Source organism: Blautia faecicola (assembly GCF_004123145.1).
GTDB lineage: Bacteria > Bacillota > Clostridia > Lachnospirales > Lachnospiraceae > Oliverpabstia > Oliverpabstia faecicola.
This window is the reverse complement of sequence record NZ_SDKC01000001.1, coordinates 693,003-706,352: the sequence shown is the minus strand read 5'-3', so window position 1 is coordinate 706,352 and position 13,350 is coordinate 693,003. Positions and strand designations below refer to the sequence as shown.

General features: G+C 50.4%; 10 protein-coding genes. 1 reads left to right on the top strand and 9 read right to left on the bottom strand.

Features of this window, described 5'->3' with window-relative positions; all coding sequences use genetic code 11:
- Positions 1 to 106: 106 nt before the first annotated feature.
- Positions 107 to 1,444 (bottom strand): MATE family efflux transporter, encoded by a 1,338-nt coding sequence (locus ETP43_RS03260; protein WP_129259422.1) that lies wholly within the window; start codon positions 1,442 to 1,444, stop codon positions 107 to 109.
- A 69-nt stretch (positions 1,445 to 1,513) separates the two neighbouring features.
- Positions 1,514 to 3,256 (bottom strand): dihydroxy-acid dehydratase, encoded by a 1,743-nt coding sequence (ilvD, locus tag ETP43_RS03255; RefSeq protein WP_129257025.1) that lies wholly within the window; start codon positions 3,254 to 3,256, stop codon positions 1,514 to 1,516.
- A 221-nt stretch (positions 3,257 to 3,477) separates the two neighbouring features.
- Here ilvD and ETP43_RS03250 point away from each other — a divergent pair, with 221 nt between their 5' ends.
- Positions 3,478 to 5,061 carry a glucose-6-phosphate isomerase gene (locus ETP43_RS03250; protein WP_129257024.1) on the top strand — a complete coding sequence of 528 codons (1,584 nt, stop codon included), beginning with the start codon at positions 3,478 to 3,480 and terminating at the stop codon, positions 5,059 to 5,061.
- Between the two features lie 142 nt (positions 5,062 to 5,203).
- On the opposite strand, the gene ETP43_RS03245 is transcribed toward ETP43_RS03250, so the two are convergent.
- The 7 genes from ETP43_RS03245 to ETP43_RS03215 form a co-directional block, all read right to left on the bottom strand.
- Entirely contained in the window at positions 5,204 to 6,556 is a 1,353-nt protein-coding gene (locus ETP43_RS03245) for an MATE family efflux transporter (RefSeq protein ID WP_129257023.1), read from the bottom strand.
- Positions 6,553 to 9,324 (bottom strand): ATP-binding protein, encoded by a 2,772-nt coding sequence (locus tag ETP43_RS03240; RefSeq protein WP_129257022.1) that lies wholly within the window; start codon positions 9,322 to 9,324, stop codon positions 6,553 to 6,555. The genes ETP43_RS03245 and ETP43_RS03240 overlap by 4 nt, the downstream gene beginning before the upstream one ends.
- The gene (locus ETP43_RS03235; protein WP_129257021.1) at positions 9,324 to 9,728 is read right to left on the bottom strand and encodes a response regulator; all 405 of its coding nucleotides are present in this window, start codon (positions 9,726 to 9,728) and stop codon (positions 9,324 to 9,326) included. The genes ETP43_RS03240 and ETP43_RS03235 overlap by 1 nt, the downstream gene beginning before the upstream one ends.
- Positions 9,676 to 9,975: a hypothetical protein gene (locus ETP43_RS03230; protein WP_129257020.1), complete on the bottom strand. Its 300-nt coding sequence runs from the start codon at positions 9,973 to 9,975 to the stop codon at positions 9,676 to 9,678. The genes ETP43_RS03235 and ETP43_RS03230 overlap by 53 nt, the downstream gene beginning before the upstream one ends.
- A gap of 89 nt (positions 9,976 to 10,064) precedes the next feature.
- Complete coding sequence (locus ETP43_RS03225) at positions 10,065 to 10,700, bottom strand: Ger(x)C family spore germination protein (RefSeq protein WP_129257019.1); 636 nt, start codon at positions 10,698 to 10,700, stop codon at positions 10,065 to 10,067.
- Positions 10,687 to 11,751: a hypothetical protein gene (locus ETP43_RS03220; RefSeq protein WP_129257018.1), complete on the bottom strand. Its 1,065-nt coding sequence runs from the start codon at positions 11,749 to 11,751 to the stop codon at positions 10,687 to 10,689. The genes ETP43_RS03225 and ETP43_RS03220 overlap by 14 nt, the downstream gene beginning before the upstream one ends.
- Positions 11,738 to 13,261: a spore germination protein gene (locus ETP43_RS03215; RefSeq protein ID WP_129257017.1), complete on the bottom strand. Its 1,524-nt coding sequence runs from the start codon at positions 13,259 to 13,261 to the stop codon at positions 11,738 to 11,740. Before ETP43_RS03215 ends, ETP43_RS03220 begins: the two co-directional genes overlap by 14 nt.
- Between the last annotated feature and the right edge of the window lie 89 nt (positions 13,262 to 13,350).

Here is a 13,350-nt window from a genome sequence, read left to right as displayed (position 1 = left end):
GGGAGGAACAGACAACCGCTGGCAACGCAACGATGAGCTAAATACGCCAGCAAAAGGCTGTCTGTCCCTCCCGGGCAGTGGCTCCGTTTTTGGTGGTTGGATCTTCCTACACCGCCTTGGTGGCTGCTTTGGCGTAGGTCTTTTTTCTTACGAAGTAGTAGCAGATCACCTGCATGATGATGGTGATGATCCAGGAGCCAGGGTAAGAAATAAAGAGGACGTAGAGGGTTCTGTGATCCGGGAAAATTCCGAAGATCCACAGGATTCTGGTGCCTACGGTTCCGATTACGGAGAGGATCATGGGGACGGTGGAGGAGCCCATGCCTCGCAGGGCGCCGGGGAAGAGATCCATGATTCCGCAGAGGAAGTAGGGGACGGTTGTGATGGACAGGATCTCGAGGCCGGCTTTGATAACTTCGGGGTCTTCGGTGTAGATGGAGAGGATCGGGGAGCCGCAGAAGTAAGCTCCGCAGCCGAGGACGCCTCCAACGATCACCGAGAGGATCAGGCAGTCGATCAGGACTTTGTCCATTCGTTTGTATTTTCCCACGCCGTAGTTCTGGCTGGTGAAGCTCATGCATGCCTGGGTTACGGCGTTGATGGATACGTAGAGGAAGCCGAGGATGTTGTTGGCTGCCGTGTATCCTGCCATGGCTACGGAACCGAAGGAGTTTACCGAGGACTGCAGCAGAGCATTTGAGAAGTTAATGACTGTGCTCTGGATACCTGCAGGGACGCCTACCTGGAAGATCTGCATCAGGTAGGCTTTTTTCATGGTCAGTTTGGAGAATCGCAGCTGGTAACTTCCCTCTGACCGGTACAGGCACCGAAGTACCAGGACGCACGAGATCAGCTGGGAGATGACCGTCGCGATAGCGACACCTTCCACTGCCATGTGAAATACGATGACAAGGATCATATTCAGGATGGCGTTGATCACACCTGAGATGATCAGGTAGAACAACGGGCGTTTGGTATCTCCTACGGCTCGCAGGATGGCGGCTCCGTAGTTATACAGCATGAAAAATGGCATGCCCAGAAAATAAATTTTCATGTATAAGGTTGCCTGTGCGATCACATCGTCCGGGGTTCCCATGATTTCCAGGGACCAGCGGGAAAAGAGCAGGCCGATCACTGCCATCGCCACACCGGTGATCAGTGCCAGCGTGATGGATGTATGGACGGTTTCTGACATTTCTTTTGATTTTCCTGCTCCGTAGAATCTGGCTGCCAGGACGTTGGTTCCCAGCGAGATTCCGATAAACAGGTTGGTAAATACATTGATGAGTGCCGTCGTGGAGCCGACAGCTGCCAGTGCCTGACTGCCGCTGAATCTTCCCACCACTACGATATCCACCGCATTGAACATCAGCTGTAAGATGCCCGAGAGCATCAATGGTAATGCAAAGGATATCAGTTTGTCCATGATCGACCCGTTGCACATGTCGATCTCATATTTGTTATTTTTCAAAGTTTTCTCTCCTGTCACATAAATTTTAGTCTGATTTTCCCGTTATTCGAGATATGCCCCTTTCATCGGGCTTGCGGCATGCTGGCTGAACAGTTTCAGGACGCCTTTTTTGTATTTCGGTTCCCGTGGCTTCCAGGCGGCCTTTCGTTCTGTTAAAATCGCATCGATTTCTTCCGGTGTCTTTCGCTCACCTGCCACACCAATGATATTTAACTTTCGCTCAAACACATCGATCTCGATCAGATCTCCCTCTTCCACCAGGGCAATCGGACCGCCGTCTACCGCTTCCGGACTGCAATGTCCGATGACCGGTCCGGTGGATGCGCCGGAAAATCTTCCGTCAGTGATCAGTGCAATGCTTTTTCCCAGTTCTTTGTCGCTGCTAATCGCCTCAGAAGTATAGAACATCTCCGGCATGCCGCTGCCCTTCGGTCCTTCGTAGCGGATAAATACCGCATCGCCTTTCCGGACTTTATGCTTCAGCACCGCATCCAGACATTCCTCCTCGCTGTCAAACGGACGCGCCCACAGCACAGACCGGAACATTTCTTTTGGGCAGGCGGTGTGTTTGATCACCGCGCCCTCCGGTGCCAGATTGCCTTTTAAGATGGCGATGCTTCCGTCCGTTCCGATCGCATCCGCGTATGGGCGGATGATATCTTCTTTTTTCAGGTTGATCTGGTAACGCTGATTGAATTCCTGCAGCCAGCGGTCGCATTTTTCATAAAAACCATTGTGTTTCAATTCGTCCAGATTTTCTCCCATTGTCTTTCCTGTGACGGTCATCACATCCAGATGCAGATGTTCCCGGATCTCTTCCATGATCGCCGGCACGCCTCCCGCATAGTAGAAACATTCTGCCGGCCACCTGCCTGCCGGACGGACATCCAGAAGATACCGGGCGTTCCGGTGTAGCCGGTCAAAGGTCTCACCGGTGATCTCGATGCCCAGTTCATGGGCGATCGCCGGAAGATGCAGCAGACAGTTCGTGCTTCCGGAGATTGCCGCGTGGACAAGAATCGCATTTTCAAAGCTTTTGATTGTTACGATATCCGATGGTTTCATATTCTCCATCTTTGCCAGACGTACCGCCTGTCTGCCGGCTTCTCGGGCAAATGCCAGAAGATCCGGGCTGGTGGACGGCATCAGGGCACTTCCCGGAAGTGCCAGTCCCAGTGCTTCCGCCATGATCTGCATCGTGGATGCGGTTCCGATAAAGGAGCAGGCGCCGCAGCTCGGACAGGCGTTGCATTTTGCCCAGTCCAGCATTGCTTCATCGATCTCCCCGCGCTCATATCGGGCACTGTACATGCCGAGCTGTTCGAGCGTCAGCATATCCGGTCCTGCGTTCATCGTTCCACCCGGAACAAAGACAGACGGGATATCCACCCGCATCATACCGATCAGATTTCCCGGAACACCTTTATCACAGCTTGACAGATACACCCCAGCATCGAATGGAGTTGCATTGGCATGGATCTCGATCATATTTGCGATCATTTCCCGGCTTGCCAGGCTGTAATTGATTCCGTCCGTTCCCTGGCTCTCTCCGTCACAGATATCCGTGCAGAAATACCGCGCGCCATAACCTCCTTCTTCTGCGATTCCTTTTCTTACCTCTTCCACCAGCAGATTCAGGTGTCCGCTTCCCGGATGACTGTCTCCGTAGGTGCTCTCCACCATAACCTGTACTTTGTCCAAATCTTCTTTTTTCCAGCCGGTTCCGATCCGCAGCGGATCCAGTTCCGGCGCTAATTTTCTCATTTTCTGACTGATCAGTTCCATTCTTTTCCTCCCATATTTTCCCATAAGATTCGTCATACTTTCCTCTATTTTGAACTACTTTTCACATAAAATCAATATACCCTGTGCAAAATACATAACGACTTTTTGCAAATTCGACATTTTTACCGATAAATCCATCAATCCATTGAAATCGACGTTTTTTTTCAGTATAATGACTAATGGCGATGGTGATTATACACCTATAAAAGGAGGAATATATTATGGCAACATGGAAAAATCTGGACACCCTTTCATCTTATAAAAAACTTTCCGGATTGAAAAATCATGTGGATATTGCCGCTGCAATGTCCGGAGAACAGGGTGGCGAACGTGTAAAGAACTACAGCACTCCAATGGCTGCAGGTTTACAGTACAATTACGCAGCAAAAGAAGTGGATGAAACTGTTCTCGCAGCTCTGGCTGAACTGGCAGGCGAAGCACAGTTAATTGATAAATTCAAAGAACTGTACAATGGTGCTGTGATCAACACCGGTGAAAACCGTATGGTTCTGCATCACCTGGCTCGTACACAGCTGGGTAATCCTGTCGTTGTTGACGGCGTGGACAAACGTGAATTCTATGTGGCACAGCAGAAAAAAGCTGCTGATTTTGCAAACAAAGTACATGCCGGTGAAATCGTAAACGAAGCCGGTGAAAAATTCACAACCGTTGTACAGATCGGTATCGGCGGAAGTGACCTGGGTCCTCGTGCTTTATATATCGCACTGGAAAACTGGGCAAAAGCCAACAACACCTTCAAAATGGAAGCAAAATTCATCAGCAACGTAGATCCGGATGATGCAGCTGCTGTTTTGGCATCTGTAGATCTGGCACACGCTCTGTTTATCGTTGTATCCAAATCCGGTACGACTCTGGAAACTCTGACCAACGAAGCATTTGTTAAAGATGCTCTGACAAAAGCAGGTCTGAATCCTTCCAAACATATGCTGGCAGTTACCAGTGAGACTTCTCCGCTGGCTAAGAGCGATGAATACCTGACCGCAATCTTCATGGATGATTACATCGGCGGACGTTACTCTTCCGTATCCGGTGTAGGTGGCGCGATCCTTTCTCTGGCTTTCGGACCGGAAGTTTTCGCAGAACTTCTCGACGGTGCCGCAGCAGAAGACAAACTGGCTACCAACCGTGATCTGTTAAAGAACCCGGATATGCTGGATGCTCTGATCGGCGTATACGAAAGAAATGTACAGGGATATCCTTCCACAGCAGTTCTGCCATACTCTCAGGCACTGAGCCGTTTCCCGGCACATCTGCAGCAGTGTGATATGGAATCCAACGGAAAATCTGTCAACCGTTTCGGTGAACCGGTAGATTATGTAACCGGACCGGTGATCTTCGGAGAACCAGGAACCAACGGACAGCACTCTTTCTATCAGTTACTGCATCAGGGAACTGATATCGTTCCGCTGCAGTTCATCGGATTCAAAAACAGCCAGCTGGGCGTAGATGTTGATATCGAAAACAGCACCAGCCAGCAGAAACTGTGTGCAAACGTAGCTGCACAGATCGTAGCATTTGCCTGCGGTAAAGAAGACGAAAACCTGAACAAGAACTTCAAAGGAAAACGTCCTTCCAGCATCATCGTTGGAGACAAACTGACACCTGCATCTCTGGGTGCTCTGTTAGCTCACTTTGAAAACAAGATCATGTTCCAGGGCTTCGTATGGAACCTGAACAGCTTCGACCAGGAAGGCGTACAGCTTGGTAAGATCCTTGCAAAACGCGTTCTGGCTCATGATACTGACGGCGCTCTGAAAGTTTTCAGTGATATGCTGAATATCTAATCTAATGGATGCAAAAAGCCATATCGTTCTTTTTACCTAGAACGATATGGCTTTTGTTGCATTGCATATCAATAATTGATCCAGTGGACCAATTTTGATTTTTTAACATTCTCGAATTTTACCACAATTTCTGCAACCGTGTTTACGCATTTTCTGCAACCGTTTCCTTTTTATACAGATTATAATACTTCGACGTCCTCTGTCTGTATAACATCAGACAGCCTCTCACACAGAGTTCCACTGCCATCGCGATCCACATGCCGTGAAGTCCCAGCCGTCTTACCAGAATCATTGCAAGTCCCAGACGCACGATCCAGATGCTTCCCAGATTCATGAGACTCGGAACGAAAGTATCTCCGGCTCCACGGAGTGCTCCTGCTGCCACGATCGATGCTCCAAACAGCGGCTCCGCCAGAAGTTCGATGCGAAGCACCTGCGCCGCCAATGACCGTACCGACGAATCCGGTGTCAGCATCCGAAAAACCAGCGGGCAGATCAGCATCATGACCGCTCCGGTCGCCGCCATAAAGCATACCCCCATCGCCGTACAGATATTTCCATACCGTTTTGCCTGTTTCGCCTCACCGGCACCCACACTTCTTCCAACCAGCGTTGTCGCCGCCGATCCGATCCCATATCCCGGCATATAACACAGACTCTCCGCGGTCACTGCGAACGAATTGGCTGCGATCGAGACGGCTCCCAACGGTGCAATGATCATCGTTGCCGCCACCATCGCACTGTTCATCGCGATCTCCTGCACTGCCACCGGTGTTCCGATGCGGAATGCCTTCTTTAAAATCTCCGGATCAAAGTGAACCCCTTCCGCTCTTCGCAGATGCAGTTTTTCATTGTGGATACAGCACCGCGCTGTCATCGTCAGGCTGATGCAGGCACAGGCAAGTGCCGTTCCCATACCAGCTCCCATAACACCGAACCGCGGGATCAAAAGTGCATTGAAAATCACATCCAGCACGCACATGACCGCATTCAGGATACTCGGTGTCACCATGTCCCCGCTGCATTGCAGGAACGAAGAATTCAATGAATTGATCTGTGAAAACGGCACCATCAGCGCGTACACCATAAAATACGCCGACGCGTCTTTCCGAATCTCCGGATTGCCTCCCAGCCACACCGGAAGCTTTCCGCTGATGGAAAGTCCGATCAGGCACAAAAGCCCCGACACCAGCAGGGCAACCAACAATCCGTGACAGACGACCTGTCTTGCCTCTCTCTCTTTTTTTCCTCCGATATGATGTGCGACCTGCACGGAAAATCCCGCAGAGATCGCATAAGTAATTCCTCCAAAAAGCCAGGTCGTTGACGCCACCAGACCGATCGCTGCGGATGCATTTGCCCCCAGCGTGCCTACCATCGCAGAGTCAATATACTGCATGGCGATCGTTGTGATCTGCGTAAGGATCGCCGGCAGACTCAGTCTCCATACCTGCCCGATCTCCCCGCGCAATTCCCAGCCACGTTGTTCTCTCATTTTTCTTCCTCTTGTCTTCCCGTTTTTTTCTGGTTGTCTTTTTTCAGACGGTACAAAGCCTCCAAAAGCAATTCCATATTGACAGGCTTTGCCAGATGCAGATTCATTCCCGCATCCATACATTTTTCTATATCATCCCGAAATGCATTTGCCGTCATCGCGATGATCGGAATCCGGTGTGCCTGTGGATGATTTAACCTGCGGATCGCCGCCGTTGCCTGTAAGCCGTCCATCACCGGCATCTGCATATCCATCAGGATTGCGTCATACGCGTTTTCCTTCGATGCACAGAATTTTTCCACACAGACCGAACCGTCATCCGCCCGGTCACAGGTGATCTCATACATGTCCAAAAGTTCCGATACGACCTCATAATTCAGCTCGTTATCCTCTGCCACCAGAAGATGCATTCCTTTGCAGTAACCTGCATAATCTTCCTTTCTCTCTTCCACGGAAGTCTCTTCTTTTTGATTGACATAATCCAGGTCAATCCAAATCTCGAATAACGTCCCCTCTCCAAGTTTACTTCGTACCTGAATCTCGCCGCCCATCAGATCGACCAGTTCTTTCACGATGGAAAGCCCCAGTCCATGCCCCTGCACTTTGTTGATTCTTGTATCTGTGGCACGGGTAAATTTGGAATACATCTCTTCCATGTATTCTTCCGACATTCCGATTCCATTATCCCGGATCTTCGCGATCAGCCGGATTTTCTTTTCCTCTTCCGGGTTTTCCTCAAAAATCTCCACATCCACGTTTCCGCCATCCGGTGTGTATTTGACTGCGTTGGACAGAATATTGGTATAAATTTGTTTCAGGCGCAGTGCATCCACGATCACCCGATCCTGTATCATATCGTGCTGCGCGTAAGAAATGTCCAGCTTTCTTCCCATCTTCACATGCTCGATGGCAACCTGAAATTCACTCAGGATCTTTGCCAGGCTGACTTCTTCCGGTACGAGCCGCATCCGTCCATTTTCAATCCTCGTGATATCGAGCACTTCGTCCACAAGTTCCTGCAAAAACTTTCCTGCGGTCCGGATTTTTTCCAGTCCATAGACAACTTTCTCCGGCTCTTCCGGATGCTGCCCGATAATCTCGGTAAATCCCATGACCGCATTCATCGGTGTCCGAATGTCATGCGCGATCTGCGAGATAAATTCTGTCTTCGCAGCATTTGCTTTGTTGGCTTCCTCCGCTATGGCGATCCAGTTTTTCTCTCTTCGCTTCTCATCACTGATCAGCCTTGCCACATATAACGCATGGGTCACTTTTCCCTCGTTATTCCACCGCTTGGCAATAAAACGCGCCGTATGCCAGTTTCCGTCCACAGCCAGATATTCCGCCGCCACAGTTTCGTCTTTTTCCAGCCGCTCTGCCAGGGTATGCAGGTCAAAGAACTCCCTCATCCGCTCCCGGTATTCCGGTACACCGAACGTCTCATGCAGATATCTCACATCCGCAGATGCACAGCCGGTTCTTTTTTCTTCCGGATAAATCTGCCGTTCCGTATAGATTTGCTCATATGTATCCGCTTCCAGATCGATCCGCAGAATCTCGTAATAGATTTTACTGATCGCCAGCAGTACTTCATTACTTGCTTCTGTGCGCTCCAGTGCCTGCTGCAGTTCATACTGCTTTCTCTCTTCCTCTGCAATGATATCATCAATATGATGAAATCCGATCAGTACCCGGTTATCAAACTGTACTTCGTTGATCCGCACCACCTGCACCTCAAAATACTGCTCTCCTCGCATATTCGGGATGCTCCGGTAACGGAAATTGATACGCTCTTTTTCTGCGAGTTCCTGCTTCAGATTTTCCAGATCCATGATTTTCAGAAACTTCTCCAGATCTTCTTCTCCCACATAATTTTTCGCATATCCCTTCATCGTGCTGACATAATCCAGACTTTTTCTTCTTTGCATGGAAATCATCCGTGACGCATTCGCAGTATTTTCCAGTTTTAACATTGCCGCAGATCCCTGTTCCAGATCCACGATATACACCGATGTGTAATCTCTGCACAAAACATCCAGAAACTGCCGTTCTTTTTCCAGTTCGAACCGGTTCTTGCTCAGCAGGTATTCATGCCGGTTCAGCACATTCCGCATCTGACTGCCGTCATTCATACTGCCAAGATACGCTCCCATCATCGGAAGCACCGAAAGCAGCTGTTTCGACTGTTCCAGCTCCGGATTATCGATCCGGATATAGCCCCACAGTTTTCCCCGGTACATCAGCGGAAAAGCAATCAGCATCTCCACACCTTCCACATGAAAACGGTGGTAAATAACCGCATCCTCATGCCGGAGTTCTTCCATATCACGGATCACCACCGTGCGTCCCTCACAAAATGCTTGATGGTACTCCGGGATCCAGTGGATCGATACCATCCGCTTATCCGTTCCCGGAAAGGAGAGGTCTTTCCTCCAGTATTCAAAGCTTCTCTCATAGGTATCCCCGTTGATGATCGGAAATACCAGTACCCGGTCCGCATCTGTACAGTCTGCCATCAGTTTCAGAAATTCCTGAAACGATTCTGCCCAGTCCCGGTCTCCGTTTTCTTTCTTTTTTCCGAGCACAACCGCCTGCTCCATCAAACAGGTAAATGCATCCTGATTTTCTCTTCTTTCGCTGTCCATTTTTCTACCTTCCTCGTATTGCTTATCTATCTGTTCTTTCGGGTCATCTCCGCAATCGTATGTATCATCTTTTCCAGTTCCATCGGTTTTGCCAGATGCGCGTCCATACCCGCTCTGGTGCATTACTCCATATCCTCACGAAATGCATTTGCCGTCAGGGCAATGATCGGAATCTTTCTTCCCTCTTCTCTCTGTGAAGCACGGATCTTTCGCGTGGCTTCCAGTCCATCCGTTACCGGCATCATCACATCCATCAGGATCACATCGTATGTCCCCTCCGGACTCTCTTCAAACATCCGGACTGCCTCCTGACCATCCGCTGCCGTGGAAACCACCGCTCCGCGCTCTTCCAGGAGTTCTCTTGCTACCTCCACATTCAGCTCATTGTCCTCCGCGAGTAGCAGATGAATCCCTTTCAGTGATTCTTTTTTCTCTTCCTCCGAATCACCCTTTCCTTCTTTTTCCGAGGCTATCTCAAACGGTATCGTCACCGCAAACGTAGATCCTTCTCCCTGCCTCGTTTGCATCACAATCCGTCAGAAGATTTTTCAGCAGATACGAGGCTGCTTCCAGATGATCCTGTTCGTTTTGCATCTCATTGACGATCATCTGTCCCATCCGTTCCCTGGAATCATCCAGAATATTAAAACACTGACCGGTCGCAATTTTCTGAACAAATGCCGTATAAATCCCCAGTATCCCCACGATCAGCAGGATCAGGACAGCAGTAAGTTTAATATACAGATTCTTTTTATTTAACAACATTTTTTTCATGGCTGTCCTCCCTTCGGGTGTACTGGGATTTTCTCTATATTTTCTGTTATTTTTTCTCTGTTTTTGTTACACTTTCACAATTCATTATACTATGTCCCGGAGACTTTCACAATGGATTTATCAATTTCTATTGCCGGGATCTCCGGTAATACCATATTTTTATGAAAGGCGCGATAAAGGTCTGCAAGTTTCACCGGCGACTGTGCAGATACATCCGTGCGGTTTTCATAGAGCCCGGTCAGAAAATCTCCCAGGGAAAGTTCCTGCTCTTCCACCGTCTCTGCCAGTTCCCCGAGACTCTCCGTCGTAAAAATACAGGGACTGTTCCCAAGACTGCTCTCTGCCTCCATGCCGTTCAGCACTTTTTTGAATGTTTCCCCATTCTCCTGTAGACTCGCCCCAAAAACCACCGCCTTTACATGCCCGATATCCAGATATTGCTCTCTGGTTGCCTCGTAAGCGGCACGGATCTCCTGTGCATCCGAACCCGTAAAATACAGTTCCTTCCCCGGCTGCGTCTCGCCGCTTTGTTTGCTCTGTCCGGTATCTTCCGTCAGCGAAGCCATATGCAGCCAGACGATATAATTTTCCTCTTCCTCCTGCCAGTCAATCCCGATCACCTGCGGATACGCCCGTTTTTCCGGTTCCACGACCTGACAGGAAGTAAGCAGCGCAAGCCCCAGGACAGCCATACCAAAAAGAAGTTTTCTTTTATCTTTCTCCATACGATCGCCTCCTCGCCCATCCGGCGCACACTGTGATCACCAAAAACAACGGCAGATAGATTTTCCATAACAGTTCCGGATAATACCTGCTCCACGCCCACTGCGTCTCCCCGACAGTTCCAAAAATCAGGCAGAGAATCGCTGCCGGGATCCGGCTGATCGTAACAGAAACGCGCTCCGCCACATAACTGCTATAAAAAAAGATACTTCCCAGTAAAAATGTGAGTGAAAACAGCAAAATACTTAAAAAGATCAGATCCACCCTCCGTAAAAATCCACCTGGGATCTCCACGCCTGCCATCACTTCCAGAATGGGACAGGTATCCATATTTGGGGCGTCGGTTCCGAAGTTTGCTGTGAGAAGCAGCGCTCCCGCGAGAAACCAGAGAGACAGCTGACCGACCGCCAGCGCCAGCCCTTCCTTTTTCTTTTCCTCTTTTCCGGTACGGACCTGTACCATCAGCCAGGCTATCAGACCGATCCCGGATCCATATGCCACGTATTTTCCTGCATTTTTCACACTGAGCATCCAGTCAAAAGCTGCCGGTTCCGGCTGCTGACCACCCGTCACCGTCCCCAATGGCTTTCCTGCCAGCAACAGTAAGATTCCTCCCAGCCACGCCACGATCGCCCAGGAAGTCTGCGCCAGCCGTCCCCGTGCCTGTACATGATGGGAACCACCCAGTGCCGCAAACACGAACGCAAGGGAAAGCATCGTCTCCGGCACCCCGGAGACCAGATATTCCCCTGCCAGGTGTCCGACTTTTGCCACCAGCCATCCGCCGGTAAGTACCAGATAACTCTCCCAGATCCCTGCCAGCAGCCATGCACAGGTTTTTCCAAAGTACCGGATCGGATCCCGGAATACCGTCATCTGTCTTCGAAGGATCCCGCTCCAGCAGGCGAGGAGTGCTCCTCCGATCAGGATACCAACCGCTCCTTCTCTTCCGGTAAATCCGGGAATTCCCCATAACAGTCCCACGCCCAGTGCCGCGAGTAAAAACTGACAGCGCATCTGCAGCCAGGAAATTCGGTTATTATCTGCAAACATGTTTTCTGTCACCCCTTACCTTTTGATTTTCCCGTAACCGGATTCTCTGGGATCTTACTGCATAAATCGGGCGGTATCGCATCCGCCGCATCGGTGCCCGCACCAGAAGATCCCGCTCATCCCGATACCCGGCAACCCCTTTTCCGGTAAATGGCATCAGATACGGGATCTGAAAACTTGTCAGCCGTGCCAGATGTCCGAAAAGGAGATACAATCCCAGTACGATCCCATACATACCAAGCAGTCCGCCAAGCAGGATAAATCCGTATTTGATCAGCCGGAATGCCGAGGTACATTCCTCATTCGGTATGGCAAAGGAACTGAGTGCGCTCAGTGCCACAACCACCACCGCCATCGGGCTCACCAGATTAGCACTGACCGCCGCATCTCCGATGATCAGTCCGCCTACGATACCGATGGTTCCGCTGAGCGCCCCCGGCATCCGGATCCCCGCCTCGCGGATCAGTTCAAACGCCAGTTCCATAAACAGCACTTCCAGGAGGCTCGGAAACGGCACGCCCTGCCTGGACTCCGCAAAGGACAGGATCAGATTCGTCGGAAGGATCATCGTGTGAAATCCGATCACTGCCAGATACGTTCCGGACAGCAAAAAGGAAAATACCATCGCCGCATAGCGGATCAGCCGCTCAAAAGAGGCAATCTCGAATCGGTTATAGCGATCCTCCGTCACATTCATAAAATCCTGAAAGGCACTCGGAAGCAGTAATGCTACCGGGGAATTGTCAGACAGTAACACCACTCTCCCGTCCAGCACTTCCATCGCCGCCAGATCCGGCCGCTCGGTCGTCTGAAACTGCGGAAACGGTGATACCCAGTCCTCTTCCGTCAGCTGCTCGATGATCCCGCTGTCTAACACACCGTCGATCACAAACCGGTCAATGCCCTGCCGGATCTGCTCGAGCACTTCCTGGTATACCAGTTCTTTCATATACACAAGTACCAGTCTCGTATTCGACCGGACACCGGCGGTCAGCTCTTCCACTTTCAGATCCGTGCTCCGGATCCTTTTCCGGATCAGAGCGGTATTGGTCTTTACCGACTCGGTAAATCCCTCGTTCGATCCCCGCAGCACCTTTTCTGTGTCCGTGGTATCTACCGAGCGGGAGGGATATCCCTTGCTCCCGATCTTCAGTCCCTTATTGTACCCGTCCACCAGAAGCAGCAGATTTCCCGCCAGCATCGCATCCATCGCCTCTTCCCTTGTGGGCAGCGGCTCCGCCTCCGAAAGTCCGAGGCTGTTCGCTTCCACTGCCTGATACACTTCCCCTGGAGTTTTATCCGTCATCTCGATAAACATCCGCCCAAGCACCGACTCTTCGAGGATCAGATTCGGCACGGTATTTTCCACATAAATCGCCAGCACATGGACGCTGCCCCCTTTTCCAAGCAGCATGGGCTGGAGTTTGATATCCGCACAGCCTTCGCAGCGGCTTCGAAACCAGACCTCATTTTCTTCCAGATTCTTTGTCACCGGTGTTCCCTCTGCCATATTTCTGCCTCCTTTTCTTTCTATGTACGCTCGGAATCCTGTTCACCTCCTTTATCTTCTCCGGTTCTTTTTCGTTTTATGCGCGCAAA

What these genes read in the sequence shown, in the direction of transcription:
- ETP43_RS03260 (WP_129259422.1), bottom strand. Translation starts at nt 1,444, where the DNA reads ATGTGCAACGGGTCGATCATGGACAAACTGATATCCTTTGCATTACCA.
- ilvD (WP_129257025.1), bottom strand. Translation starts at nt 3,256, where the DNA reads ATGGAACTGATCAGTCAGAAAATGAGAAAATTAGCGCCGGAACTGGAT.
- ETP43_RS03250 (WP_129257024.1), top strand. Translation starts at nt 3,478, where the DNA reads ATGGCAACATGGAAAAATCTGGACACCCTTTCATCTTATAAAAAACTT.
- ETP43_RS03245 (WP_129257023.1), bottom strand. Translation starts at nt 6,556, where the DNA reads ATGAGAGAACAACGTGGCTGGGAATTGCGCGGGGAGATCGGGCAGGTA.
- ETP43_RS03240 (WP_129257022.1), bottom strand. Translation starts at nt 9,324, where the DNA reads ATGCACCAGAGCGGGTATGGACGCGCATCTGGCAAAACCGATGGAACT.
- ETP43_RS03235 (WP_129257021.1), bottom strand. Translation starts at nt 9,728, where the DNA reads ATGCAAACGAGGCAGGGAGAAGGATCTACGTTTGCGGTGACGATACCG.
- ETP43_RS03230 (WP_129257020.1), bottom strand. Translation starts at nt 9,975, where the DNA reads ATGAAAAAAATGTTGTTAAATAAAAAGAATCTGTATATTAAACTTACT.
- ETP43_RS03225 (WP_129257019.1), bottom strand. Translation starts at nt 10,700, where the DNA reads ATGGAGAAAGATAAAAGAAAACTTCTTTTTGGTATGGCTGTCCTGGGG.
- ETP43_RS03220 (WP_129257018.1), bottom strand. Translation starts at nt 11,751, where the DNA reads ATGTTTGCAGATAATAACCGAATTTCCTGGCTGCAGATGCGCTGTCAG.
- ETP43_RS03215 (WP_129257017.1), bottom strand. Translation starts at nt 13,261, where the DNA reads ATGGCAGAGGGAACACCGGTGACAAAGAATCTGGAAGAAAATGAGGTC.